The 25,567-nt window shown below is 37.7% G+C and carries 25 protein-coding genes; 23 read left to right on the top strand and 2 right to left on the bottom strand.

Annotated features, from left to right (window positions below; genetic code table 11):
• Positions 1-19 precede the first annotated feature (19 nt).
• Complete coding sequence (locus tag C8C84_RS04800; protein WP_121312454.1) at positions 20-3,490, top strand: efflux RND transporter permease subunit; 3,471 nt, start codon at positions 20-22, stop codon at positions 3,488-3,490.
• Between the two features lie 68 nt (positions 3,491-3,558).
• Here C8C84_RS04800 and C8C84_RS04795 read toward each other — a convergent pair whose 3' ends face one another.
• Together C8C84_RS04795 and C8C84_RS04790 are read right to left on the bottom strand one after the other, a co-directional pair.
• Positions 3,559-3,903, bottom strand: coding sequence for a toxin-antitoxin system YwqK family antitoxin (locus tag C8C84_RS04795; RefSeq protein WP_121312453.1), 345 nt, complete (start codon positions 3,901-3,903; stop codon positions 3,559-3,561).
• 176 nt (positions 3,904-4,079) lie between these two features.
• On the bottom strand, positions 4,080-5,072 hold the full coding sequence (locus C8C84_RS04790) for a TlpA disulfide reductase family protein (protein ID WP_121312452.1): 993 nt from the start codon (positions 5,070-5,072) through the stop codon (positions 4,080-4,082).
• Positions 5,073-5,245: 173 nt separating this feature from the next.
• Between C8C84_RS04790 and aspS the strand changes: the two genes are divergently transcribed.
• From aspS to tnpA, 22 genes are all read left to right on the top strand, one after another.
• Positions 5,246-7,000 carry an aspartate--tRNA ligase gene (gene aspS, locus C8C84_RS04785; RefSeq protein WP_121314969.1) on the top strand — a complete coding sequence of 585 codons (1,755 nt, stop codon included), beginning with the start codon at positions 5,246-5,248 and terminating at the stop codon, positions 6,998-7,000.
• Positions 7,001-7,218: 218 nt separating this feature from the next.
• Positions 7,219-7,419: a cold-shock protein gene (locus C8C84_RS04780; protein ID WP_121312451.1), complete on the top strand. Its 201-nt coding sequence runs from the start codon at positions 7,219-7,221 to the stop codon at positions 7,417-7,419.
• A gap of 206 nt (positions 7,420-7,625) precedes the next feature.
• Complete coding sequence (locus C8C84_RS04775; RefSeq protein ID WP_121312450.1) at positions 7,626-7,991, top strand: NADH-quinone oxidoreductase subunit A; 366 nt, start codon at positions 7,626-7,628, stop codon at positions 7,989-7,991.
• A 13-nt stretch (positions 7,992-8,004) separates the two neighbouring features.
• Positions 8,005-8,550 carry an NADH-quinone oxidoreductase subunit B gene (locus tag C8C84_RS04770; RefSeq protein ID WP_121312449.1) on the top strand — a complete coding sequence of 182 codons (546 nt, stop codon included), beginning with the start codon at positions 8,005-8,007 and terminating at the stop codon, positions 8,548-8,550.
• Position 8,551: 1 nt separating this feature from the next.
• Positions 8,552-9,070: an NADH-quinone oxidoreductase subunit C gene (locus tag C8C84_RS04765; RefSeq protein WP_121312448.1), complete on the top strand. Its 519-nt coding sequence runs from the start codon at positions 8,552-8,554 to the stop codon at positions 9,068-9,070.
• A 17-nt stretch (positions 9,071-9,087) separates the two neighbouring features.
• Positions 9,088-10,323 (top strand): NADH-quinone oxidoreductase subunit D, encoded by a 1,236-nt coding sequence (locus C8C84_RS04760; RefSeq protein ID WP_121312447.1) that lies wholly within the window; start codon positions 9,088-9,090, stop codon positions 10,321-10,323.
• Positions 10,324-10,328: 5 nt separating this feature from the next.
• Positions 10,329-10,859 (top strand): NAD(P)H-dependent oxidoreductase subunit E, encoded by a 531-nt coding sequence (locus C8C84_RS04755; protein WP_121312446.1) that lies wholly within the window; start codon positions 10,329-10,331, stop codon positions 10,857-10,859.
• 4 nt (positions 10,860-10,863) lie between these two features.
• Entirely contained in the window at positions 10,864-12,219 is a 1,356-nt protein-coding gene (gene nuoF, locus C8C84_RS04750) for an NADH-quinone oxidoreductase subunit NuoF (RefSeq protein WP_121312445.1), read from the top strand.
• A gap of 15 nt (positions 12,220-12,234) precedes the next feature.
• Complete coding sequence (locus C8C84_RS04745; RefSeq protein WP_121312444.1) at positions 12,235-12,609, top strand: four helix bundle protein; 375 nt, start codon at positions 12,235-12,237, stop codon at positions 12,607-12,609.
• 63 nt (positions 12,610-12,672) lie between these two features.
• Positions 12,673-13,728: a 2Fe-2S iron-sulfur cluster-binding protein gene (locus C8C84_RS04740; protein WP_121312443.1), complete on the top strand. Its 1,056-nt coding sequence runs from the start codon at positions 12,673-12,675 to the stop codon at positions 13,726-13,728.
• Entirely contained in the window at positions 13,721-14,752 is a 1,032-nt protein-coding gene (gene nuoH / locus C8C84_RS04735; RefSeq protein ID WP_121312442.1) for an NADH-quinone oxidoreductase subunit NuoH, read from the top strand. Before C8C84_RS04740 ends, nuoH begins: the two co-directional genes overlap by 8 nt.
• A gap of 11 nt (positions 14,753-14,763) precedes the next feature.
• The gene (locus C8C84_RS04730; RefSeq protein ID WP_121312441.1) at positions 14,764-15,315 is read left to right on the top strand and encodes an NADH-quinone oxidoreductase subunit I; all 552 of its coding nucleotides are present in this window, start codon (positions 14,764-14,766) and stop codon (positions 15,313-15,315) included.
• Positions 15,315-15,830 carry an NADH-quinone oxidoreductase subunit J gene (locus C8C84_RS04725; protein ID WP_121312440.1) on the top strand — a complete coding sequence of 172 codons (516 nt, stop codon included), beginning with the start codon at positions 15,315-15,317 and terminating at the stop codon, positions 15,828-15,830. The genes C8C84_RS04730 and C8C84_RS04725 overlap by 1 nt, the downstream gene beginning before the upstream one ends.
• The gene (nuoK, locus tag C8C84_RS04720; RefSeq protein WP_121312439.1) at positions 15,830-16,150 is read left to right on the top strand and encodes an NADH-quinone oxidoreductase subunit NuoK; all 321 of its coding nucleotides are present in this window, start codon (positions 15,830-15,832) and stop codon (positions 16,148-16,150) included. Before C8C84_RS04725 ends, nuoK begins: the two co-directional genes overlap by 1 nt.
• 6 nt (positions 16,151-16,156) lie before the next feature.
• Positions 16,157-18,055 (top strand): NADH-quinone oxidoreductase subunit L, encoded by a 1,899-nt coding sequence (gene nuoL / locus C8C84_RS04715; protein ID WP_121312438.1) that lies wholly within the window; start codon positions 16,157-16,159, stop codon positions 18,053-18,055.
• 9 nt (positions 18,056-18,064) lie between these two features.
• Positions 18,065-19,501: a NuoM family protein gene (locus C8C84_RS04710; RefSeq protein ID WP_121312437.1), complete on the top strand. Its 1,437-nt coding sequence runs from the start codon at positions 18,065-18,067 to the stop codon at positions 19,499-19,501.
• Positions 19,502-19,505: 4 nt separating this feature from the next.
• Positions 19,506-20,885, top strand: coding sequence for an NADH-quinone oxidoreductase subunit N (locus C8C84_RS04705; RefSeq protein ID WP_121312436.1), 1,380 nt, complete (start codon positions 19,506-19,508; stop codon positions 20,883-20,885).
• Positions 20,886-21,389: 504 nt separating this feature from the next.
• Positions 21,390-21,767 carry a GreA/GreB family elongation factor gene (locus tag C8C84_RS04700; RefSeq protein ID WP_121312435.1) on the top strand — a complete coding sequence of 126 codons (378 nt, stop codon included), beginning with the start codon at positions 21,390-21,392 and terminating at the stop codon, positions 21,765-21,767.
• A 142-nt stretch (positions 21,768-21,909) separates the two neighbouring features.
• Positions 21,910-22,395, top strand: a complete 486-nt coding sequence (locus tag C8C84_RS04695; protein ID WP_121312434.1) for a hypothetical protein — start codon at positions 21,910-21,912, stop codon at positions 22,393-22,395.
• Positions 22,396-22,804: 409 nt separating this feature from the next.
• The gene (locus C8C84_RS04690; RefSeq protein ID WP_121312433.1) at positions 22,805-24,070 is read left to right on the top strand and encodes a Y-family DNA polymerase; all 1,266 of its coding nucleotides are present in this window, start codon (positions 22,805-22,807) and stop codon (positions 24,068-24,070) included.
• Positions 24,061-24,495: a LexA family transcriptional regulator gene (locus tag C8C84_RS04685; RefSeq protein ID WP_121312432.1), complete on the top strand. Its 435-nt coding sequence runs from the start codon at positions 24,061-24,063 to the stop codon at positions 24,493-24,495. The genes C8C84_RS04690 and C8C84_RS04685 overlap by 10 nt, the downstream gene beginning before the upstream one ends.
• A gap of 470 nt (positions 24,496-24,965) precedes the next feature.
• The gene (gene tnpA / locus C8C84_RS04680) at positions 24,966-25,427 is read left to right on the top strand and encodes an IS200/IS605 family transposase (RefSeq protein WP_121312431.1); all 462 of its coding nucleotides are present in this window, start codon (positions 24,966-24,968) and stop codon (positions 25,425-25,427) included.
• Positions 25,428-25,567 lie beyond the last annotated feature (140 nt).

Genomic DNA, 25,567 nt, shown 5'->3' with positions numbered 1-25,567 from the left:
GACAACTAAAAACTAATATATGTCACATCAAAATAAAGAATTCGGCATTTCGAGTTGGGCAGTAGACAACAGAGTCACTGTTTACATCTTCACTCTTTTGATTGTTGTTACCGGTTTGATCGCCTACGTAACGATGCCGCGTGAAGATTTCCCTGAAATCATCGAAAATAAAATATACGTTTCTTCTGTCTTCCCGGGGAATTCTGCAGAAGACGTTGAAAAATTAATTGTCAAGCCACTGGAGAAAGAATTCAAAAACATCAGTGGAATTGAAAAAATAACCGCCAGTTCGTTCCAAGATTACGGAATGATTATCGTTGAATTTGGTGATAAAGTTGGTTTGGAAGAAGCCAAAACCAAGATTAAAGACAAAGTCGATGTCGTAAAAGCTGATACCGATTGGCCGAACTTGGACAACGGAAGTAAAGTAGAGCCAAGTGTTTTCGAATTGAACATTTCAGAAGAAGTGCCGATTTTGAACATCAACTTAAAAGGAAATTACACCACACAACAACTTAAAAAATACGGCGAAAAACTTCAAGATGATATTGAAGAAATTGCCGAAGTGAAGAAAGTTGATATTCTTGGGGTTGATGACAAAGAAGTTGAAATCGCTGTTGACATTTTCAAAATGACTGCTGCTCAGGTTTCGTTTGACGACATTCAAAACGCGGTAAAATACGAAAACATGACGCTTTCGGGTGGAAATTTAACTTCGCAAGGCTCTCGAAATAACATCAGAATCGTAGGAGAAATCAAAGACCCGAAAGAATTAGAAAATGTAATCGTGAAATCTTTTGGCGGAAGCGTTTATCTTAAAGACATCGCTAAGGTAAGTTTTAAAGAAAAAGAAAAAACAACTTACGCTCGTGAAAAAGGAAAAGAAGTAGTGATGTTGAACGTCAAAAAACGTTCGGGTCAAAACATGATTTCAGCCATTGAACAAGTAAAAGAAAGAATCGAATTGGCAAAAGAAAATTATTTGCCAAAAGATTTAAAAATCGATTTAACCAACGACCAATCTTCTCGTGTTGAACACCAAGTAGATGAATTATCGAACCACATTATCTTCGGAATTGTTTTGGTAATGATTGTGTTGATGTTTACTATGGGATTGCGTAACTCCTTATTCGTAGGCGCTGCGATTCCATTGTCAATGTTAATGGCGTTTACCATATTATCCGCTTTCGGAATGACCTTAAATACGATGGTATTGTTCGGATTGGTAATGGGATTAGGAATGTTGGTGGATGACGGAATTGTGGTAGTTGACAACGTGTTTGCCAATATGAAAAAAGGCATGCCGCGTGTGCAAGCCTCGAAAATCGGTATTGGTGAAATCGCTTGGCCGGTAATTTCTTCCACAGCAACAACCTTGATGGCGTTTTTACCTTTCGCTTTGTGGCCTGGAACAATGGGTAAATTTATGATTTATTTCCCATTAACGCTTTCGGTAACATTAGGTGCCTCGTTATTCGTAGCGATGATTGTCAATGCGGCGATGACCGGTGGTTCGATGGATATTGAAGACCGCAATGTAACCAACAAATCAGCTAAAACTTATTCGATTATTTTTGGAATTCTAGCCGTAATTTTTGTGATTCTTGGCAATGTATACGATTCTAAATTAGGAAGAGGAATTGGTCACTTAGCTTTGATTTCATTAGGATTAATGTGGTTATACAAATTGAAATTGTACCAATGGACACAAGATTTTCAGCATAACTTTTTCCCAAGAATGGAAGAAAAGTACAAACGCTTTTTGGCCAAAATCCTAACGGGAAGAAATGCTTGGATTGCGCTTGGAAGTATCATCGGAATGTTGTTTTTATCTTTCATCTTATTAGGTGTTTTCCCAAGAAAAGTACTCTTTTTCCCTGATAATATTCCGAATCAAGCGATTGTCTATATCGAATATCCGCAGGGAACCGATATTGAGAAAACCAATAAAGCAACCTTGTTTGTTGAAAAACAGGTTATCAATATTTTAAGTAAATATGTTGATGAAAAAAATCCAAACGAGAACTTCTTGGCAGAAAGTATCGTTTCACAAGTTGGTGTTGGTGCCGGAAATCCAAATGTAGATGCAGGTTCTGCTTCGGAAACGCCTTTTAAAGGAAAAGTTACCGTAAACTTCTCTGAGTTTAAATTCCGTCAAGGTATTAATACTTCCGACGTTTTAGAAGAAATTCGCGGCAAAGTAAAAGGCATAGCCGGAGCGATAGTTACTGTTGAAAAAGATGCCAATGGTCCGCCGGCCGGTTATCCAATCAGTGTGCAATTAACCGGTTCTGATTATGACGAAATGATTGCGCAAGCCGACAAAATGATTGCTTACATCAACAGCAAAAACATTCCGGGAATAGAAAAATTGAGCGTTGATGTCAACAAACAAAGTCCGGAACTAGAAGTAAGCGTAGATCGTGTAAACGCAGGAAGTGCCGGAGTTACTACAGGACAATTAGGATTTAATTTGCGTCGTTCTTTATATGGTCAGGAAATTTCAACTTATAAAGAAGGTGATGACGACTATAATATTGTAGTGAGATTGCAGGAAGACCAACGTAAGAATGAGAATATTTTGTTCAACCAATCGTTGACTTTCAGAAATCAAAACAATGGACAAATCGTTCAAGTGCCTATTTCGGCAGTATCTGAAACAGAGAAAACCTATACGTATAACCAAATCAAAAGAAAAGGTTACAAACGTATCATGACCATTTATTCTAACGTTTTGACCGGTTATAATGCTGATGAAATCACCAAGCAGATTGAAACTGAATTAAAAGGATACGAATTGCCAAAAGGAATCACTTATTCGTTCTCCGGAGTACAAGAAGAGCAAGGCAAAAACCAAAGTTTCTTGATGTACGCGTTGTTCTTAGCCATGGCGGGAATTACGATTATTATTGTGTTACAGTTTAACTCGGTTTCTAAAACCATTGTAATTTTATTCACCGTATTGCTTAGTTTCAGTGGTGTTTTCTATGGTTATGTTATTGCCAATATGGATTTCGTAATTCTGATGACGATGATGGGAATTATTTCCTTGGCGGGAATTGTGGTGAAGAACGGAATTGTATTAATGGACTTCTTCGTCTTATTGTTAGACAAAAAAGTAGCTGACAAAGCATTGGAAAGTCATGATGATTTATCGCTTGAGGAAATCAAAGAGATCATTATAGAAAGTGGGAAAAACCGTTTGCGTCCGGTATTATTAACGGCATTAACAGCCATTTTGGGATTAATTCCTTTGGCTATCGGATTGAACTTTGACTTTTTCGGATTGATTACCGATTTGAATCCGCACTTATATATGGGTGGAGATAATGTTATTTTCTGGGGACCATTGGCTTGGACGATTATCTTCGGATTGACTTATGCTACGGTATTGACTTTAATTATGGTTCCGGTAATGTTCTACTTAGTGAAACGAACTAAGTACTGGTTACGCGGAAGAAGAGAAAGAAGAAAAGCTATCGAAGCATAATTCAATAGAAAGCAAACAAAAAAAGGGAACTCAAATTGAGTTCCCTTTTTCATATAAATAATTAACTTTTATTTATTAACAATCGCTTCTTGTTTCCAAGATTTCACTGAAGCCACACGGCTGTCAGCATAATCTACTTCGCTTAATGATTTGTTGTTCCAAAAAAACCATTTTCCGGTTTTCTCTCCGTTGGTATATTCGCCAATTGATTTTTTGTTACCGTTTTCATCATAAGCAACCCATTGTCCGGTAATCTTTCCGTCTTTGAAATAACCTTGTTGTTGCACTTTACCATTCTCATAGAAATAAGTAGCTTTAACTAAATCTCCTTCTTGCTCTAAAAACGGCTTTGCAGTTTGAGCAAAAGTGAATCCTGAGATAAGCAATGCTCCTAAAATCAATATCTTTTTCATAATCGTAGGTTTAAGTTGTTCATAATTACATAACAAAGCTACAATTTAATTTACGATAAAAAAACTTTTACTTAACAATTTGGTAACATTGAATGAAAACTTAACATTGGGATTTATTTGTAAGCATAAAAAAACCACCCGATTTAGGTGGCTTATGTATTGATTTTATTGGTGTTTTAGTTCAATAATTTATTCAATTGCTCCTGTAGTCTTGGATCAGAAGGTCTTTTAGCATCAGCGTCAACAACAACACCTTTAGGATCAATCAATATGAATCTCGGAATCGAATTCACTTCAAAAGCTTTGATAAAATCAGAAAGTTCTGCTTTTCCGGCGTACAATTGAATTCCGCCTAACTCTTTTTCAGTTACAAAGGTTTTCCATTTCTCATGGTCTTTTTCAGCATCAACTGAAACACTCACAAACTCTATATTTTTTCCATGAAAATCTGTTTCCATTTTTTTCAATGACGGAATCTCCGCACGGCAAGGTCCACACCAAGTGGCCCATAAATCTACATATACATATTTCCCTTTCAAACTTTCCAAAGTGGTTTTTCCTCCTTTGTGGTTTTCATAATCAAAATTAGGCGCTGCCACATTATTCATTTTTTTCTTGGCTAGCGTCATGGTGTAATATTGTTGCAGTTGACCAACATTGGCTTCCGTGCCTTTCTTTAACATGTCAACTAAATTCGCGTCTATTTTGGATGCTTCTAAACTTGCGATTTGTGTCGCTTTGAGTTCTTCTGTGGCTTTCTTGAAACCTTCAGCATCTAACTCTAACATTGTTTGAAAATCAATGTCGTTCTCTTGTAAAGTTCGTTTGGCCAAAAAATTATTCTCCGCAGCACCATTTCCCGAGAACGCAATAGTCTCATCAAACTTTGTTGCGTCCATGGTCATTTTTAAATTATAACCGTTTTTCAAATACAAATTGGCATATTCAGCACCATCGAACAACTGATACAATCCTTCTTTGATAGGAAAAGTGGCTTTAAAATTTCCTTTTGCATCTGCCTCAATTTTTTGAATCGTTTCTCTTCCGCTATTGATAAAAAGTGTGTTCCCGTTTTTATTGGCTATTTCAGCTTGAAAAGTCATGTTTTCCTGCGCTATGGCCACACTAGAAACTAAGACAGTAAAAATAAAGCTAACTATTTTCTTCATAAGTATGTTTGTTTAATTTTTTAGATATCAAATATACTTGTTTTGTCAATTAGAAATTTAAAGATTAACTTAAATTTGATTTAACACTTCGACCGTTTAATTGGTATAAGTTTTTTACTTTTGCCACTCGAGACCGTTAGGTCGAATTGTTACGAAGTAAAAAAAATATTTTCATGTACAGAAGTCATAATTGTGGCGAACTAAACGCTACTCATATTAATAAAGAAGTTACACTTGCCGGTTGGGTTCAAAAATCACGTGATAAAGGGTTTATGATTTGGGTTGATTTGCGCGACCGTTATGGTATTACGCAATTAATCTTTGACGAACAAAGAACTGACAAAGCCGTTTTTGAAAAGGCCAAATCGCTTGGAAGAGAATTTGTAATTCAGGTAAAAGGAACCGTAATTGAGCGTGAATCCAAAAACCCGAACATGACCACAGGTGATATCGAGATTTTAGTTTCCGAATTGACTTTATTAAATGCTTCTATCCTTCCGCCATTTACCATTGAAGATGAAACTGATGGTGGTGAGGATATCAGAATGAAATACCGTTACTTGGATATCAGAAGAAATCCGGTAAAAAACTCGTTGCTTTTCCGTCACAAAGTGGCGATGGAAGTGCGTAAATATTTATCCAATTTGGATTTCTGTGAAGTAGAAACACCTTATTTAATCAAATCTACTCCGGAAGGCGCCAGAGATTTTGTGGTACCAAGCCGAATGAACGAAGGACAGTTTTACGCCTTACCACAATCACCGCAAACCTTCAAACAATTGTTGATGGTTGGCGGCATGGACAAGTATTTCCAAATCGTGAAATGTTTCCGTGATGAAGATTTGCGTGCCGACAGACAACCGGAATTCACTCAAATCGATTGCGAAATGGCATTTGTTGAACAAGAAGATATTCTAAATGTTTTCGAAGGCTTAACGCGTCATCTATTAAAAGAGATTAAAGGAATAGACATCGCAGAATTCCCAAGAATAACCTACGATTACGCCATAAAAACCTATGGTAACGACAAACCGGATATTCGTTTCGAAATGAAATTCGGAGAACTAAACGCCGTTGCCCAACACAAAGATTTCCCTGTCTTCAATTCGGCCGAATTGGTAGTCGGCATTGCAGCACCAGGTTGTGCATCTTATACTCGTAAAGAAATTGATGCTTTGATTGACTGGGTGAAACGCCCGCAAGTTGGTGCGTCCGGAATGGTTTACGTCAAATGTGAAGAAGACGGAACATTTAAATCTTCGGTAGATAAATTCTACGACCAAGATGATTTGAAAAAATGGGCGGAAGCGACCAATGCAAAAGCAGGTGACTTGATTTTAATACTTTCGGGTAACGCTAATAAAACAAGAACGCAACTTTCTGCTTTGCGTATGGAAGTAGCCACTCGTTTAGGTTTGAGAAAACCGGAAGAATTTGCGCCATTATGGGTTGTAGATTTTCCTTTATTAGAATGGGACGAAGAAAACGAGAGATATCACGCGATGCACCATCCTTTCACGTCACCAAAACCGGAAGACATGAAATTAATTGAAACTGAACCGGGAAAAGTTCGTGCCAATGCTTATGATATGGTATTAAACGGAAATGAAATCGGTGGTGGTTCCATTCGTATTCACGATAAAGATTTACAAAGCAGAATGTTTAGCCTTTTAGGTTTTACACCTGAGCAAGCCCAAGACCAATTTGGATTCTTGATGAATGCTTTCCAATTTGGTGCGCCACCGCATGGTGGTTTAGCTTTTGGATTGGACAGATTAGTAGCAATACTTGGCGGACAAGAAACGATTCGCGATTTTATTGCTTTCCCAAAAAACAATTCGGGACGTGATGTTATGATTGATGCACCATCTACAATTGATGATGCTCAATTAAAAGAATTATACATAAAATTAGACTTATCGCAATAAATATCATATTCGCATTTTCTGAGAAAGCAACTATTTAAAAATTTATAAATAGTTGCTTTTTTTGTTGCCGTTTTTAGAATAATTCAAATACTGTACTGAAAATCATTCAATTATAATTTGAAAGTTTTGAAAAAAATTTAACTTTTTATTTGATTTTTGTTGGCTATGTCGCAAATAAGTATATCTTTGGGCATTATTAATTATTTTTATATTACAAAATGCGCACAGGTAAAGTTAAATTCTTCAATGAATCAAAAGGTTACGGTTTTATTACTGACGACGAAACAGGAAAAGACATTTTCGTACATGCTACCGGAGTTAGAACAGAAGGTCTAGCTGAAGGTGACAAAGTATCATACGAAGAAGAAGAAGGTAGAAAAGGTAAAGTAGCAGCTCAAGTAGTGGCTATCGAAGACTAATATATATTATTTTTTGATTACCTAGAATGACACAACGTCCCGGAAATTCCGGGACGTTTTTTTATACTATAAAGCCATTATTTATAATCAGTTTAAATAAACGTGTTTGGGGAAATAAATAACAAACGTTTAGCCTTTCATTTTTGCGAATTAAATAATGCGATGTATATTTGTGGCTATTTTAATTACTTCTAATTTTGAGCATTATGCAGTCTAATCAATTAGATTATTTACCAATCCTGATGCAAGCAGGTTTAGCGGTAGGATTTGTGGTCTTAACCATTATCGGTTCTAGCTTTTTAGGCCCAAAAAGACATTCCAAAAACAAAGACAAAAACTTCGAATGTGGTATTGAATCTGTCGGAAACGCCAGAATACCTTTTTCAGTAAAATATTTCTTAGTAGCTATTCTTTTCGTCCTTTTTGACGTAGAGGTAATTTTCCTTTATCCTTGGGCAATTAATTTCAAAGAATTGGGAATGGAAGGAATGATTAAAATGGTTATTTTCATGTCACTGCTGTTAGTAGGTTTCTTCTATATTATCAAGAAGAAGGCTTTGGAGTGGGAATAAAAAAACAATTGCTATGAGTACTACAAAACCAAATATGGTAGCTCCGCCCGAAGGAGTAGTTGGTGAAGGTTTCTTCGCAACCAAACTAAATGACGTTGTCGGATTGGCAAGAGCTAATTCACTTTGGCCATTACCGTTCGCGACTTCTTGTTGCGGAATTGAGTTTATGGCGACAATGGCATCACATTACGATTTAGCCCGTTTCGGTTCGGAAAGAGTAAGTTTCTCTCCGCGTCAGGCAGATATGTTGATGGTTATGGGAACGATTTCTAAAAAAATGGCGCCAATTTTACGTCAAGTATACGAACAAATGTCAGAACCTCGTTGGGTTATCGCTGTTGGCGCATGCGCCTCTTCAGGTGGCGTATTTGACACTTATTCCGTTTTACAAGGCATCGATAAAGTAATTCCGGTTGACGTTTACGTTCCCGGTTGTCCGCCAAGACCGGAACAAATAGTTGACGGTGTGATGCAATTACAAGAATTGGTAAGAAACGAATCGGTACGCCGAAGAAGTTCACCGGAATACAAAGAATTATTAGCTTCTTATAACCTATAATATGGCTTTAGAAACAGCTTATATACAAGACAAATTAGTTCAGACTTTCGGCAACAATGTACTGAATTTTGAAATGAAACGCGATATTTTCACTTTTGAAGCTACGCCAAGCACAATTCACGAAGTGATTCGCTTTTTGAAAGAGCAGGAAGATTTAAATTTCCATTTCTTAACGGATTTAACCGGAATTCATTTTCCCGACAATGATGACGAACACCAATTTGCTGTTGTCTATCAAATGCACAATTGGATTGAAAACGTGAGAATTCGTGTGAAAACTTATTTACCTGATCCGGCCGAAATAGAAACCATAACCGATTTATTTCTATGCGCCAATTGGATGGAAAGAGAAGCTTGGGATTTCTTCGGAATCAATTTCAAAGGTCATCCGCAATTGAAACGCATTTTAAACATGAATGAAATGGTTTCGTTTCCGATGCGAAAAGAATTCCCAATGGAAGACAGCGGAAGAACTGATAAAGACGACCGTTTCTTCGGAAGAACACCAGTTAATAATTAAATAATTCAACATTATAAATGTCAGATTTATTATTACCACCAGAGCATCGATATGCTAAAATCATAGAACAGACTCGCAACGAAGACGGAAGCGAACTCACTATATTAAACTTGGGCCCAACCCATCCGGCAACTCACGGAATTTTCCAAAACATCTTATTGATGGATGGAGAAAGAATCCTCGATGCTGAACCAACCGTGGGTTACATTCATCGTGCGTTTGAAAAAATCGCCGAAAACCGTCCCTTTTACCAAATCAATGTATTGACCGACCGTATGAACTATTGTTCTTCGCCTATCAACAACATGGCTTGGTGGATGACAGTAGAGAAATTATTAAATATTGAAGTACCAAAACGTGCACAATATTTAAGAGTTATCGTAATGGAGTTGGCCAGAATTACAGACCATTTGATTTGTAATTCAATTCTAGGCGTTGATACCGGAGCTTATACCGGTTTCCTTTATGTATTTCAATTCAGAGAAAAAGTATACGAGATTTATGAAGAAATTTGTGGTGCTCGTTTAACCACCAATATGGGAAGAATAGGTGGTTTCGAAAGAGAATGGTCGGACGAAGCCTTCAAAAAATTAAACACTTTCTTAGAAGATTTTCCGGTAGCTTGGAAAGAATTCGAAAACCTATTTGAAAGAAACAGAATCTTTATAGACAGAACTGTGGATGTTGGTCCAATTACTGCCGAAATGGCAATGGCTTACGGATTCACAGGGCCAAACTTGCGTGCAGCCGGAATTGACTACGACGTTCGTAAAGCCGCACCCTATTCTTCTTACGAAGATTTCGAATTTGATATTCCTGTTGGAAAATCAGGTGACACTTACGACCGTTTTTGCGTTCGTAATGCGGAAGTTTGGGAAAGCTTAAGCATCATCAAACAAGCTTTAGCGAAATTACCGGAAGGACCTATTCACGCTGACGTTCCCGATTATTATTTGCCGCCAAAAGAAGACGTTTACACCAACATGGAAAGTTTAATTTATCACTTTAAAATTGTGATGGGTGAAGTTCCGGTTCCGGTAGACGAAATTTATCATGCGGTTGAAGGCGGAAACGGAGAATTAGGTTTCTATTTAATTACCGATGGAAGTCGAACGCCATACCGTTTAAAATTCAGAAGACCTTGTTATATCTATTACCAAGCTTATACTGAAATGATCAAAGGTGGAATGTTATCAGATGCTATCGTTATTTTATCAAGTTTAAATGTAATTGCCGGCGAATTAGACGCTTAAGAATTATGGAAAGATCACCTATCAAACAAGAGATAAACATTACTGAACCGTTGATGGCTCGCATCAATGAGTTAATCAGTCATTATCCAGCCGATAAAAAGAAATCAGCCTTATTGCCTGTTTTACACGAAGTTCAAGATGCTCACGACAATTGGTTGAGCATCGAATTGCAAAACAAGGTTGCTGAAATCTTAGAAATATTACCAATTGAAGTATACGAAGTCGTTACTTTTTATACAATGTTCAACCAAAGACCCATCGGTAAATACATGTTCGAGTTCTGTCAAACCGCTGCTTGTTGTCAAAACGGCGTGGAAGATTTGATGGATTATACTTGTTCCAAATTGGGCGTAGGGATTGGTGAACCAACCGCGGACGGGCTTTTCGAAGTACGCGGCGTAGAATGCTTAGGTGCTTGTGGTTATGCGCCAATGATGCAATTGGGTGATTTCTACCAAGAACATTTGACCAAAGAAAAAGTAGACCAGCTAATCGCCGATTGCAAAGACGGAAAAATCACTTTACACGATAAATAATATCATGGGAAGAAAAATATTATTAGACAAAATCAACGTTCCGGGTATTAAAACCTACGAAGTATATCGTCGTGAAGGCGGTTATGCTTCAGTAGAAAAAGCCTTGAAAAAAATGACTCCGGATGAAGTTGTGGAAGAAGTAAAAACTTCGGGACTTCGTGGTCGTGGTGGCGCAGGATTTCCAGCTGGAATGAAATGGAGTTTTATCGACAAAAAATCGGGCAATCCAAGACACTTGGTTTGCAACGCCGATGAGTCGGAACCGGGAACTTTCAAAGACCGTTACTTAATGGAATACATTCCGCATCTTTTGATTGAAGGAATGATTACGTCGAGTTATGCTTTGGGTGCCAACCTATCTTACATCTATATTCGTGGAGAATACATGTGGGTTTACAAAATTTTAGAAAGAGCCATCGCCGAAGCGAAAGCGGCCGGTTGGTTAGGCAAAAATATATTAGGCTCAGGCTATGATTTGGAATTATTCGTCCAAATCGGTGGCGGTGCTTACATCTGCGGAGAAGAAACTGCTCTAATTGAAAGTTTAGAAGGAAAACGTGGCAATCCTAGATTAAAACCACCATTTCCTGCTGTGAAAGGACTTTGGCAAAATCCAACTGTAGTCAATAACGTAGAAACGATTGCGGCCGTGCCATGGATTGTAAACAATTCGGGTGCTGATTATGCCGGAATCGGAATTGGTCGTTCTACGGGAACCAAATTAATTTCGGCTTCCGGAAACATTAAAAACCAAGGTGTTTACGAAATTGAATTAGGCGTTTCAGTATACGAATTCATGAATTCTGATGAATATTGTGGCGGAATGCAAGCCGACAGACCATTGAAAGCATTGGTTCCTGGAGGTTCTTCGGTGCCAATTTTACCGGCGAATTTAATCTACAAAACAGCTACAGGCGAAGACCGTTTGATGACTTACGAAAGTTTGGCAGATGGTGGATTCGCAACAGGTTCCATGTTAGGTTCAGGTGGATTTATCGTATACGATGACCGAGCGTGTATTGTTCGAAACACTTGGAATTTCTCGCGTTTCTATCACCACGAATCTTGTGGTCAATGTACGCCATGTCGTGAAGGAACGGGTTGGTTGGAAAAAGTATTATGGAGAATCGAAAACGGACAAGGACGCGAAGAAGACATCGAATTGTTATGGAGCATCCAATCCAAAATTGAAGGAAACACGATTTGTCCCTTAGGTGATGCGGCTTCATGGCCGGTTGCTGCGGCGATTCGACATTTCAGAGACGAATTTGAATACCATATCCGTTTCCCTGAAAAAATTAAAAATAGAGATCATTTTGTGAATGAGCCGTTTTCACAAGTCGTAATGTCGAATGTCTAAAAGTCATAAAGTAAAATGGGGAGGTTTAAATCTTTTGAAGAAATTAGTTCTTGGCAGAAAGCCAGACAGTTTAATAAAAGGATTTATGAAATAACCGAGAATCAAAATTTTAAAAGAGATTTTGATTTGGTCAGACAAATAAGAAGAGCATCGATTTCAATTTCTTCTAATATTGCAGAAGGATTTGAAAGGAATACAGATAAAGAATTTATACATTTTTTGTTTATAGCTAAAGCATCCGCAGGAGAAATTCGATCGCAATTGTATTTAGCATTAGATTTGAATTATATTGAAAAAATTGAATTTGAAGAACTATGTAATGATGTTTCTGATATTTCAAAATTAATAAGTGGATTTATAAAATATTTAAATGACAGTCAAAAGTCATAAAGTCATAAAGTTGATACATTCGACATTAAGACATTAAGACATTAAGACGTTAAGACTTAATAAATGAAAGTAACCATAGACGGTCAAGAAATTGAAGTAGCACCGGGAACAACCATCCTGCAAGCTGCTCGTATGATTGGTGGAGAATCTGTTCCGCCAGCCATGTGTTATTATTCGAAACTAGAAGGAACCGGCGGAAAATGTCGTTGTTGTTTGGTAGATGTTACTAAAGGTAGCGAAGCCGATCCAAGACCAATGCCTAAATTGGTAGCGTCATGCGTAACCGGTTGTCAAGACGGTATGGAAGTGGCCAGCAAAAAATCAGACCGAGTTTTTGAAGCTCGCAAAGCCGTAACCGAATTCCTTTTAATCAATCACCCGTTAGATTGTCCGGTTTGTGACCAAGCAGGAGAATGTGATTTGCAGAATTTAAGCTTCGAACACGGAAAATTGCAACAGCGTTTCATTGAAGAAAAGAGAACTTTCGAACCGGAAGATATCGGTGACAAAATTCAATTGCACATGAACCGTTGCATTGTTTGTCAACGTTGTGTAGAAGTAGCAGATCAACTTACGGACAAAAGAGTTCACGGCGTTTTAAATCGCGGTGACCATTCACAAATTTCAACTTGTGTTTCGGCAGCAATCGATAATGAATTCTCCGGAAATATGATTGACGTTTGTCCGGTTGGCGCGTTAACCGACAAAACTTTCCGATTCAAATCGAGAGTTTGGTTCAACAAACCTTTCAACGCCCACAGAGAATGTACAACTCCGGGTTGTTGCGGAAAAACTACTTTATGGATGTTTGGTAACGAAATCCAAAGGGTAACCGCTCGCAAAGACGAATTCCACGAAGTAGAAGATTTTATCTGTAACACTTGTCGTTTCGACAAAAAAGAAGTGTCGGATTGGATAATTGAAGGACCGAGAAAATTCGAAAAAGATTCAGTTATCAACCAAAACAATTACACTCGTAAAATGGATAAAGTTATAATTGATACCGAAAAAGGAATCCTTCAAGGTAGAGACATCGACCGTAAAAAAATCAGTATGGCCGAAATCGATTACAACGAAAAAATAGATGGTAACCCGGTAAACGAAAAGAAAAATGGATAGTGCCTTTATTATAGAAAAAAGTATCGTCATTGTTATTGTTTTTGCAGTAACCATGATTATGGCCATGTATTCCACTTGGGCTGAACGTAAAGTTGCCGCTTATTTGCAAGACCGTGTCGGACCAAACCGCGCCGGTTGGGGTGGATTGTTACAACCGCTTGCCGATGGTATGAAATTATTTGCTAAAGAAGAATTTGAACCGAATACCAAAAATAAATTTCTATTCTTTGTTGGCCCAGCGATTGCCATGAGTGCCGCTTTAATGACGAGTGCCGTAATTCCTTGGGGTGACAAATTAGAAGTTTTCGGACGAACAGTACAATTGCAAGCAACCGACACCGATAGTGCTTTATTGTACATTTTCGCTATCGTTTCAATCGGTGTTTACGGCATCATGATTGGTGGTTGGGCATCGAATAACAAATTCTCTTTAATGAGTGCGGTTCGTGCGGCTTCTCAAATGGTTTCTTATGAAATCGCCATGGGATTATCCATAATTGCTTTATTGATGATGACCGGAACATTGAGTTTAAAAGAAATCTCCGTGCAACAACACGGATTCCATTGGAATGTATTTTATCAACCGTTGTCGTTTTTAATCTTTTTGATTTGTGCTTTTGCGGAAACCAATAGAACGCCTTTCGATTTAGCCGAATGTGAATCGGAATTAATTGGTGGTTATCACACCGAATACTCTTCGATGAAAATGGGATTCTATTTATTTGCCGAATATGCTAACATGTTTATCTCCGCTACTATTATTGCCGTTTTATTCTTTGGTGGTTACAATTATCCGGGAATGGGTTGGGCAGTAGAAAATTGGGGTGTCAACATCGCTAACGTAATCGGAATTGCCGCTTTATTTGCCAAATTGTGCTTCTTCATCTTCTTCTTTATGTGGATCAGATGGACAATCCCACGTTTCAGATACGATCAATTGATGCACTTAGGCTGGAAGATTTTAATTCCGCTTTCGATCTTCAATATTATAATAACAGGAATTTGCATTTTAGCTTTTAAATAAGAAAAGAAATTATGTCAGCATCGATACAAAGTATATCATTATCAGGCCATAAAAAGCAAGTTTCCAATAAGGAAATGACCTTTTTAGAAAGACTATACCTGATTGCCATTTTTAAAGGCTTATGGATTACCATCCAACACTTTTTTAGAAAAAAAGCAACGATTCAATATCCTGAGCAAGTTAGAGAATTCAGCCCGGTTTATCGTGGCCAACACATGTTAAAACGCGACGAACTAGGTCGAGAAAACTGTACGGCTTGTGGCTTGTGCGCTTTGTCGTGTCCGGCGGAAGCCATCACGATGAAGGCCGAAGAAAGAAAAAAAGGAGAAGAACATTTGTACCGTGAAGAGAAATACGCCTCCATATACGAAATCAATATGTTGCGTTGTATTTTCTGCGGATTGTGTGAAGAAGCTTGTCCGAAAGACGCTATATACCTAACCATTTCTAAAGAATTGGTGCCTGCAAGTTACGACCGTGAAGATTTCATTTTCGGAAAAGATAAATTGGTTATGCCTTTGGAAATGGCCATGAAGAACGCTCAACTTAAAAACGCTAACTAATGTCGCCTATATTAATTACATTCTACTTTTTAGCAGCCATCACTTTGGCTACGGCGTTTTTGACGATTTATAGTAAAAACCCAATTCACAGCGCGATTTATTTAGTGCTTTGTTTTTTCTCCATTGCCGGTCATTACTTGCTTTTCAACGCACAGTTCTTGGCGATTGTGCATATTATAGTCTACTCAGGTGCGATTGTAGTCCTGTTCCTGTTTACCATCATGTTGATGAATTTAAATAAGGAAGATGAAGTCCACAAACCTCGTATTACCAGACTTGGCGCTATCGTTGTCTTTATACTCACGAGTATTGTTTTGGTGACTATTTTCATCAATTCGAAAACCATTATGGGTGAATATGATACTTCAGGCGAAGATTTTCAATCAATCAAAATGCTTGGAAAAATATTACTGAACGAATATATGGTACCATTCGAATTCGCTTCTATCTTATTATTGGTCGCGATGATTGGTGTGGTTTTATTGTCTAAAAAAGAAAAAACGGAGAAAAAATAATGAACAATATTTTAAATGAAATAGGGATAGAAAACTACATTTTCCTTTCGGTACTATTATTTTGTATCGGAGTTTTCGGAGTGTTGTACCGCAGAAATGCCATCATCGTTTTCATGTCAATTGAAATCATGTTGAATGCGGTAAACTTATTGTTTGTAGCTTTTTCAACGTATCACCAAGACGCCGAAGGACAAATATTTGTATTCTTTTCGATGGCGGTGGCCGCAGCGGAAGTAGCGGTTGGATTGGCAATACTAGTTTCGGTTTACAGAAACTTAGGCTCAATCGACATAGATAATTTAAAGAATTTAAAAGGATAATCTGAGATGGAAACAAATTTAGCTTTAGTATTACTCTTATCTCCATTTGTTGGATTTCTTTTCAATATTTTCTTTGGAAAAAAAGTAAGCAGAAATGTATCAGGTGCCATTGGAACGTTGACCGTAGTAGTTTCGTTCTTATTGAGTATTTGCTTTTTTGCCCAACTAAACCAAAACGGAAAAGCCTTTGAAATCTCTTTATTTGATTGGATTCAAGTAAGTAATTTCAAATTAGACTTCGGTATTTTATTAGACCAATTGTCTTTATTGTGGTTGTTATTCGTAACCGGAATTGGTTCATTAATTCACCTCTACTCTATCAGCTACATGCACGACGATGAGAATATGTATAAGTTCTTTGCCTATTTGAATTTGTTCGTTTTCTTCATGATTACCTTAGTAGTCGGAAGCAATTTATTGGTCATGTTTATCGGATGGGAAGGCGTTGGTTTGTGTTCGTATTTGTTAATCGGATTTTGGTATAAAAACCAACCATATAACGATGCGGCTAAAAAAGCATTCATCATGAACAGAATTGGAGATTTAGGTTTCTTACTTGGAATTTTCATATTAGGTCATTGGTTCTCCACTTTAGATTTTGTTGAATTAAGAGCAGCTGTTTCTCATTTGAAATTAGATACTGTTGATTATGTGTGGTTAAGCGTTGCCGCTTTGTGTTTATTCATCGGAGCTTGTGGAAAATCTGCCCAATTGCCTTTATACACTTGGTTACCCGATGCGATGGCTGGTCCAACACCGGTTTCTGCGTTAATCCACGCCGCAACGATGGTAACTGCCGGTATTTTCATGATTACGAGAATGAACTTCCTATTTGACATTACTCCGGAAGTACAAAATATTATTGCCATTGTTGGTGCATTAACGGCGCTAGTAGCCGCATCCATTGGGTTATTGCAAAATGACATTAAAAAGGTTTTGGCCTACTCTACCGTTTCCCAATTGGGATTAATGTTCTTAGCTTTAGGTTTAGGAGCTTACACGGTAGCGGTTTTCCACGTAATCACACATGCCTTCTTCAAAGCTTGTTTGTTCTTAGGTTCGGGTTCGGTAATTCACGGATTGCATGGCGAACAAGACATGAGAAAAATGGGTGGTTTACGCAAAGCAATGCCAATCACGTTCTGGACGATGATGATTTCCACCTTAGCGATTGCCGGTATTTTCCCGTTCGCAGGTTTCTGGTCGAAAGACGAAATCTTGATGGTTGCTTTTGAACACAATAAAGTATTATGGGTGGTCGCTTCGATTGCTTCGATTATGACCGCTTTCTATATGTTCCGATTGATGTACCTGACTTTCTTCAAAGAATTCCGCGGAACAGAAGAACAAAAACACCACTTACACGAAAGCCCAAGCTTAATCACCATTCCATTGGTAATCTTAGCGATTTTAGCCGTTATCGGTGGCGCAATCAATTTACCGGGAAGCATGTGGTTGAACCATTTCTTAGAACCTGTTTTGGCAGCCAAACACGAAGCGCATCATTTAGGAACCCAAGAATTTATCTTAATGGGAATTGCTTTAGCCGGAGCTATCGTCGGAATTATTTGGGCGAATGCCAAATACATCAAAAGTGGATTTGTACCAAAACAAGATTCTGAAATCACTGGTTTTTCAAAAACCGTGTACAACAAATATTATGTAGACGAATTCTATATGTTCTTAATTGTAAAACCAATCAACAGTTTGGCGAATTTCTTCCGTACCACTTTAGAACCGGCTTTAGGCAAAGTGGTTTACGGTTTCGGAACATTGGCTAACGGTTTAGGAACGCAAGGGAAAAAATTACACAACGGAAACATTGGTTTATACCTTTTTGCCTTTGTAATTGGAGTTTGTGCCATCATAACTTATTTATTTATTACAACTAAAACAGTTCAATAATTTTACATAATGGATGTAACTACTATATTATTATTACTTCTTGTTGGTGCAATCGCCACGTTTTTCGCAGGAGATAAATTGGCTTCGAAAGTCGCGCTGGTATTCAGTTTAGGCGCTTTAGGTTTGTCTTTGTATTTGTTAAACTTATTGAACCAAGGAACAAACATCAGTTTCAACGGAAATTGGATTGCCAACCCAAAAGTAGCCTTAGCTTTCAAAGCCGACGGTTTATCCATGGCGATGGTTTTATTGACCACGGCGCTGACTCCGTTGATTGTTTTCTCCTCTTTTGGAAACAGCTTTACCAACGCTAAAAACTTCTACGCTTTAGTTTTATTTATGTCGTTTGCAATGGTTGGAACTTTCTTAGCCGCCGACGGATTATTATACTATATCTTCTGGGAATTGGCTTTGATTCCGATTTACTTCATCGCTTTAATTTGGGGTAATGGTGATGCCGAAGAACGCAAAAAAGCCGTGGTGAAATTCTTTATCTACACGCTTGGAGGTTCCTTATTCATGCTCATCGCTTTTGCATATTTGTATTCAAAAGCCGGAAGTTTCCTTTTAGAAGATTTATACAAACTAGATTTAACAACAACGGAAGAATGTTGGATTTTCTTCGCTTTCTTCTTAGCTTATGCCATCAAAATTCCTATTATTCCTTTCCACACTTGGCAGGCAAAAGTATACCAAAAAGCACCAACCGTTGGAACCATGCTTTTGTCCGGTATCATGCTGAAAATGGGATTATACAGCGTTATCCGTTGGCAATTACCTATCGCGCCTAGTGCTGCCAAAACTTATATGCCGGTATTAATCGGGTTGAGTATTGCCGGTGTGATTTATGGTTCGATAGTGGCTTTACGCCAAAAGGATTTAAAGAAATTATTGGCTTATTCGTCTTTGGCGCACGTTGGCTTAATCGCCGCAGGTTGTTATACTTTAACCCTTGACGGATTAAGTGGTGCAGTTTCGCAAATGATTGCCCACGGTTTTGTAATCGTTGGATTGTTCTTTGCGGCTGAAGTGATTTTCAGAAGATATGAAACGAGAACGATAGCCGATTTAGGCGGCATCAGAAGTCAAACCCCTAAGTTCACTTCGATGTTTATGATTTTGGTATTAGCTTCTGTGGCTTTACCGGGAACATTCAACTTCGTGGGAGAATTTACCGTATTGTATAGCTTAAGCCAAGTGAATATTTGGTTCGCCGTTTTAGGCGGAACAACCATTATTTTAGGGGCTTATTATATGTTGAAAATGTTCCAAGACGTAATGTTAGGAGAAACCAACACTAAAGTATTTAAAGACGTAACCACTAACGAAGCGATTACGTTTATCGTAATCATTGCGTTTTTATTATTCTTTGGATTATATCCAAAACCGATTGTAGATATGGTGACGCCAAGTTTAAAAGAAATTCTAGAAGTAATAAATAAATAATAAAATGCAAGTATTAATAACAATAGTATCATTAGGCGTTTTTTGTCTGTTGGCAGAAATTTTCAATTTAAGAAAACTACTGGTTCCAGTTACTGTAATAGGTTTACTTGCCATTTTAGGTATATCCTTAAATCTTTGGGCAATTGACCCAAGTATTGATGAGAAATACGCTAGTATGATTGCTGTCGATTCTTTTTCGAACGCTTTCTCTTCTTTATTTATTTTACTTACTATCTTTTTAGTCGCCTTAAGCGGTGATTTCTACAAAGACCACCAAACCAAAATATCCGACTTTATCGCCATCAAAGTATTTCTTTTGGCCGGAGCGGTGGCGATGGTTTCTTTTGCCAACTTATCCATGTTTTTCTTAGGGATTGAAGTGTTGTCAATCGCTTTATATGTTTTGGCGGCAAGCCGAAGATTAGATGTAAAAAGTAACGAAGCCGGAATGAAATACTTCCTCATGGGATCATTTGCTTCCGGGATCATCTTATTCGGAATCTGTTTGATTTATGGAGCGACAGGTTATTTCAACTTAGCAGAAATCAAAGACTTATCTTCTGGTTTAGGATTGCCAATTTGGTTCCCAATAGGCATCACATTAATGATTATTGGAATGTTGTTTAAAATCGCAGCAGCGCCTTTCCATTTCTGGGCACCGGATGTTTACGAAGGTTCGCCATCAATGACCACCGCAACCATGAGTACTTTAGCCAAAGTAGTAGCTATGGCCGCTTTGTACAAAATATTAAGCAGCATGACCTCATCGTTAACGCCAACTTTTGAAATGGTAATCGTAGTGGTTTCAATATTGTCAATGACCATCGGAAATATCATGGCGTTGCGTCAGGACAATGTAAAACGCATGTTGGCTTTCTCCGGAATATCCCACGCCGGATTTATGTTAATGGCCGTTTTAAGTTTATCGACTGCGGCAAGTACTTTATTTTATTACACCGCCGCTTATGCTTTAGCGGGAATTGCTTCTTTTGCCGTAATCATTTATGTAACACGCAACAAGGACAACGAAGCCACAGCCAACTTCAACGGTTTAGGCAAAACCAATCCGTTAATGGCAGCGGTATTAACCGCTTCGCTTTTATCCATGGCGGGAATTCCAATTTTCTCCGGATTCTTTGCTAAGTTTATGTTGTTTAGCGACACCATTAAATCAGGGTATTTATTCTTGGTGATTGTTGGGGTGATCAACTCAATCATCAGTGTCGGTTATTATTTCAAATTGATTTTAGCCATGTACACTAAAGAAGCTACTGAAGACAAACAACCGGTTCCGTTTGTGTATTACTTCGTAGCGGTAGTTGCTATTGTATTAAACATTGCCATGGGAATCTATCCTTCATTTGTAACTAATTTATTGAACTAAAAAGTTCCTTACTTCATTATACCATAACCATCAAAAGCAATTTTGGTGGTTTTTTTGTTCCGCTACTAATCAATGTCCTTTACTATATTTCAATAATCGCTACAAGATTTCATTCTACTCCGAAACCTGGTGATTTGTTAATCTTTACTAAAATCCTTTTTTAAAGCTTCTGAATAGTGTAAATTAGACCATTCGTTTTAAAACCATAAGACAATGACTTCACAACAATTTTTTCACAAAGAAACGTGCCTATCTTGGCCGATGTTGTCATTGACTTATCTCCTTGACGATGCTTTTTTAAAGACTTCAAAAGCTTTTATTAAGTAAGCCCTGCCACAACCCGAGGCAGGGAACATCCATTTCCTTTAACGATAATTACAAATCTTCAATCCCTGTTTGATGACGCTTTATGCATTAAATAACAATCTTGCGTTGTTGTGCGAAATTTAATGTTTGGGTCTTTAGTAAAACTCATCAAAAGGATTGATTTTCAAATAAAATATAATGTCACAAAATATCATTTTAACAACAGGAATTTATGATTTAATAAAAGATCATATCAGAAGAAAAAAAGTAACTCCAACGGAAGAAGAAATCTTAAAGTTGGAATTAAAGAATGCGGTACAAGTACCCAGAAAAATGCTACCCGAAAATGTAGTTACTATAGATTCACGCGTTACCATTAAAGACCTTACAACTAATGAAGAAGAGGTCCATGTTTTTGTTGCTCCTGATAAAGCCAAACAAAGAAATAACACTAAATCTATACTCACAGAAATAGGACTAGCCTTAGTAGGCTATAAAGTAGGTGACTCCATAGCATGGCCTTTTAAGAATGGTACAAAACACTTAGAGATTCTAAAAGTGGAGCGATTTGCATAGCTGTCATTTGTAGCTAATTTACTGAACTAAAAAGTTCCTTACTTCATTATACCATAACCATCAAAAGCAATTTTGGTGGTTTTTTTGTTTTATCCTCTTTTAGATAAAGTCTTATATTTGGGGATTAAAAATCAAATCACAAATGGAAAACACAAGTGTATCGGCTATTCTCAAACGTATTCCTTATGATATTGTCGTCTTTTTTATTTTTTGCCTTGCCATTACAACTTTTAGCTTTTATTTGAGGTTAGACATCAATAAAGAATTAAGAACTTCTTTAATGCCTTACACCGGTTGGGGATTTGGCAGAGGCTACATGAGTGCCATGATATTTATACTGATTGGTTTGATGTCCTCCAGAAGTTCAGCGAGCAAAACACTTCAAATCTTGCGAATCATTGTTATCGTTTTAATGTCAGTCAACCTTTATGATGGGGTTCAAGATTGGCTTCTAATCACTCCCGAAGACTATACCAATCCCAATCCCTATTTACGGTACGATATTTTAACACCTATTTATACCATCTTCACACCACTGTTTTGGATATTACTGATGGCAGGAACTTTAGGTTGGCTTTTCTTCAAAAGCAAAAAGGAAAACAACCTTAATCCTGAGGTACAATCTTAAAACACAGCTAAGCCATCAAGAGTAATTTTGGTGGTTTTTTATTGCTTATCGGAAATCAATAACAGTCAAGATATTAGTTAAAGCAAGGTCTCGGCCTTAGAATCTGGCAGGCGAGAGTCAATGGGTTGAAAAGTCCGCAAAAAGAAAAACTGTCTGAACGAAGTGAGTTTTTTTCTTTTAGGACTTGAAACCCAAAATTGACCGCCGAAGATTATTTCATCCGTTCGTCCTTCGGACTCGGGTCAAGCCTTGAAACCGAAGGTTCACGAATTCCTCTAAAAAACAATATAAAAAGCATGAGTAATTTTTGCTTCTTTTGTTTCAAGACAAAAGAAGATAAACTTCCAATAATATTTCTTTATTTATCAACACATCTAAGAAATAAACCTCTAATGTGTAACTTTACAAGATGTATGCTTTAGTCGATTGCAATAATTTTTACGCTTCGTGCGAACGTGTTTTTCAGCCGCAATTGGTTGGGAAACCCATTGTTATTTTATCCAATAACGATGGTTGTATTATCTCGCGCAGTGATGAAGCCAAAGCACTCGGCATTCCGATGGGCGCGCCTGAGTTTAAAGTACGCCAAGAACTCCAAGCCAAAAACATCCAGGTCTTTTCGTCCAATTATGCACTGTACGGCGATTTGAGTAATCGCGTGATGAAAATACTCGAAGGCTTTACACCACATGTCGAACCTTACAGTATAGACGAAGCTTTTATGAATTTTGACGGCGTAAAAATACCCGACTTTCACGATTATGGTTTGCAGATGAAAAGCCGCATCATGAAATGGCTCAGCATTCCGGTATCCGTTGGCTTTGCCGAAACCAAAGCACTTTCAAAAGTCGCCAATAAAATAGCCCGTAAGTATCCCGAAAGAACGCAAGGCGTCTACGTAATCGATTCAGAAGAAAAGCGCTTAAAAGCCTTGAAATGGACTAAGATTGAAGATGTTTGGGGCATTGGCTTTCGCCTGACTAAAAAAATGAAGGCCAAGAACATCAACACCGCGTATGATTTCACTTTGCCACACAACGAACCCTTTATCAAAACCACTATGGGCGTAGTAGGTTTGCGATTAAAGTATGAGCTCGAAGGGAAATCGGTCTTAGAAATGGAATTGCCCAAAGACAAGAAAACCATCGCCATCACCCGAAGTTTTGCCGGTAACATCACTACTTTAGACGAAATGAAAGAACGCGTTTCTACCTTTGCTACCGTTTGTGCCGAAAAGCTCCGCAAGCAGCAATCCTGTTGCCATGGCGTGATCCTGTATTTAAGAAAAGACAAATACAAAACCGAAAGATCGCGTTATAATTTCTACAAAATGGAAACGCTGCCTTTTGCCAGTAATTCTTCCATCACGATCAGCAGCCTGGCCGTAAAAATGCTGAAAGACGTTTTTGAAGAAGGCGAAATCTATAAAAAAGCGGGCGTCATCGTCACCGAAATCATTCCCGAAAACCAAAAACAGTTCCATTTGTTTGAAGAAGAAAATCCGAAACATTTGAAAATCATGCAAGTGATGGATGACTATTATAAAAAGACCGGCGAACGCAAAATACGATTGGGCAGTCAAGATTTACAACGCACCTGGAAAATGAATCAAAATTTCCTGTCGAAAAAATACACCACCGATTTTAATGAAATAATGAAAGTACAATGTCGATAAAAAACAAACTTACTTTCTTCAAGCCCGATGTCGAAAATCCGAAAACACTCCCCTATTTTGAAGGCGGCATCAAAGCAGGTTTCCCCTCACCGGCGACCGATTTTGAAGGAAGCCAAATCAGTCTAGACAAAGTATTGGTCAAAAACTTCGAAGCCACTTTCTACGCCAAAGCCGATGGGACTTCCATGATAGGCGCCGGTATAGACGATGGCGACATCATGGTCATCGACCGAAGCATAGAACCCACAGATGGTAAAATTGCCGTTTGTCTCATTGACGGCGAATTTACCGTAAAACGCATCAAGGTCGAAAAAGACGCAGTCTATCTTATGCCCGAAAATGCGTCATTCCAACCAATTAAAGTGACCGAAGACAATAAGTTGGTTATTTGGGGGATCGTGACTTATGTGATTAAAAGTGTGTAAACAGAAAAACTGCAGCGAAGAACAACATGCTTAATACAGCCGTTCTGAGTTCTTGGTTGTGAATAAATAATTAGACAGCACTCTACATGTGTAAAACCTCGAGCAGTGATGTTTGGGGTTTTATATTAAAATGTATACTAAAAGTGTAACAAAAAAACTTCATCATTTCTTATTTTAGCAAAAATTGATGTGCTACAAAATCAAACAATCCCGTTAGGAATTAAATATCGGTAGAAAAATAAATACGCACAACAACAAAATCCCGTCAGGGATGATATATCGGTAGAAAAATAAATACGCACAACAACAAAATCCCGTCAGGGATGATATATCGGTAGAGATTCAATATCGGTAAAAAAAATACGCACAACAACAAAATCCCGTCAGGGATGATATATCGGTAGAGATTCAATATCGGTAAAATAAATACGCACAACAACAAAATCCCGCTAGGGATGATATATCGGTAAATGGCAAACACCTACACACAAATACATATTCAATTGGTTTTCGCTGTAAAACACCGGAATGCATTAATCAATTCTTCATTCAAAAACGAATTGTACCAATACATAGCCGGAATAATTAAAAACCACAATCATAAATTATTAGCTATTAACGGTATGTCCGACCATATTCACATCTTTATTGGCATGCGTCCAACACAATCCCTTTCTGATTTACTACAAGACATCAAAGGAAATTCATCAAAATGGATAAATGAAAAGAAGTTTCTTAAAGTCAATTTTGAATGGCAGGAAGGTTATGGTGCGTTTTCTTATTCAAAGTCACAAGTAAATAATGTTATTAATTATATTAACAATCAAGAGCAACATCACTCAGTAAAAACTTTTCGGGAAGAATATTTAGAATTCTTAAAATTATTTGAGGTTGATCATGATGAAAGATATATTTTTAAAGAACCCTTGTAATTTATATCATCCCTAAAGGGATTTTTATCAAATGATATCCCTCCTACTACCCTTATTCAATCCCTAAAGGGATTACTAAATCCATACAACCCTTAGGACCCCAATATCGATAAAACACACACAACAACAAAATCCCGTCA

The organism is Flavobacterium sp. 102 (assembly GCF_003634615.1).
In the GTDB taxonomy this organism is placed as follows: Bacteria; Bacteroidota; Bacteroidia; order Flavobacteriales; family Flavobacteriaceae; genus Flavobacterium.
This window is presented reverse-complemented; position numbering and strand designations above follow the sequence as displayed.

Bases quoted from the DNA above. Each gene is read 5' to 3' on its own strand.
- C8C84_RS04800 (WP_121312454.1), top strand. From the start codon at position 20: ATGTCACATCAAAATAAAGAATTCGGCATTTCGAGTTGGGCAGTAGAC.
- C8C84_RS04795 (WP_121312453.1), bottom strand. From the start codon at position 3,903: ATGAAAAAGATATTGATTTTAGGAGCATTGCTTATCTCAGGATTCACT.
- C8C84_RS04790 (WP_121312452.1), bottom strand. From the start codon at position 5,072: ATGAAGAAAATAGTTAGCTTTATTTTTACTGTCTTAGTTTCTAGTGTG.
- aspS (WP_121314969.1), top strand. From the start codon at position 5,246: ATGTACAGAAGTCATAATTGTGGCGAACTAAACGCTACTCATATTAAT.
- C8C84_RS04780 (WP_121312451.1), top strand. From the start codon at position 7,219: ATGCGCACAGGTAAAGTTAAATTCTTCAATGAATCAAAAGGTTACGGT.
- C8C84_RS04775 (WP_121312450.1), top strand. From the start codon at position 7,626: ATGCAGTCTAATCAATTAGATTATTTACCAATCCTGATGCAAGCAGGT.
- C8C84_RS04770 (WP_121312449.1), top strand. From the start codon at position 8,005: ATGAGTACTACAAAACCAAATATGGTAGCTCCGCCCGAAGGAGTAGTT.
- C8C84_RS04765 (WP_121312448.1), top strand. From the start codon at position 8,552: ATGGCTTTAGAAACAGCTTATATACAAGACAAATTAGTTCAGACTTTC.
- C8C84_RS04760 (WP_121312447.1), top strand. From the start codon at position 9,088: ATGTCAGATTTATTATTACCACCAGAGCATCGATATGCTAAAATCATA.
- C8C84_RS04755 (WP_121312446.1), top strand. From the start codon at position 10,329: ATGGAAAGATCACCTATCAAACAAGAGATAAACATTACTGAACCGTTG.
- nuoF (WP_121312445.1), top strand. From the start codon at position 10,864: ATGGGAAGAAAAATATTATTAGACAAAATCAACGTTCCGGGTATTAAA.
- C8C84_RS04745 (WP_121312444.1), top strand. From the start codon at position 12,235: ATGGGGAGGTTTAAATCTTTTGAAGAAATTAGTTCTTGGCAGAAAGCC.
- C8C84_RS04740 (WP_121312443.1), top strand. From the start codon at position 12,673: ATGAAAGTAACCATAGACGGTCAAGAAATTGAAGTAGCACCGGGAACA.
- nuoH (WP_121312442.1), top strand. From the start codon at position 13,721: ATGGATAGTGCCTTTATTATAGAAAAAAGTATCGTCATTGTTATTGTT.
- C8C84_RS04730 (WP_121312441.1), top strand. From the start codon at position 14,764: ATGTCAGCATCGATACAAAGTATATCATTATCAGGCCATAAAAAGCAA.
- C8C84_RS04725 (WP_121312440.1), top strand. From the start codon at position 15,315: ATGTCGCCTATATTAATTACATTCTACTTTTTAGCAGCCATCACTTTG.
- nuoK (WP_121312439.1), top strand. From the start codon at position 15,830: ATGAACAATATTTTAAATGAAATAGGGATAGAAAACTACATTTTCCTT.
- nuoL (WP_121312438.1), top strand. From the start codon at position 16,157: ATGGAAACAAATTTAGCTTTAGTATTACTCTTATCTCCATTTGTTGGA.
- C8C84_RS04710 (WP_121312437.1), top strand. From the start codon at position 18,065: ATGGATGTAACTACTATATTATTATTACTTCTTGTTGGTGCAATCGCC.
- C8C84_RS04705 (WP_121312436.1), top strand. From the start codon at position 19,506: ATGCAAGTATTAATAACAATAGTATCATTAGGCGTTTTTTGTCTGTTG.
- C8C84_RS04700 (WP_121312435.1), top strand. From the start codon at position 21,390: ATGTCACAAAATATCATTTTAACAACAGGAATTTATGATTTAATAAAA.
- C8C84_RS04695 (WP_121312434.1), top strand. From the start codon at position 21,910: ATGGAAAACACAAGTGTATCGGCTATTCTCAAACGTATTCCTTATGAT.
- C8C84_RS04690 (WP_121312433.1), top strand. From the start codon at position 22,805: ATGTATGCTTTAGTCGATTGCAATAATTTTTACGCTTCGTGCGAACGT.
- C8C84_RS04685 (WP_121312432.1), top strand. From the start codon at position 24,061: ATGTCGATAAAAAACAAACTTACTTTCTTCAAGCCCGATGTCGAAAAT.
- tnpA (WP_121312431.1), top strand. From the start codon at position 24,966: ATGGCAAACACCTACACACAAATACATATTCAATTGGTTTTCGCTGTA.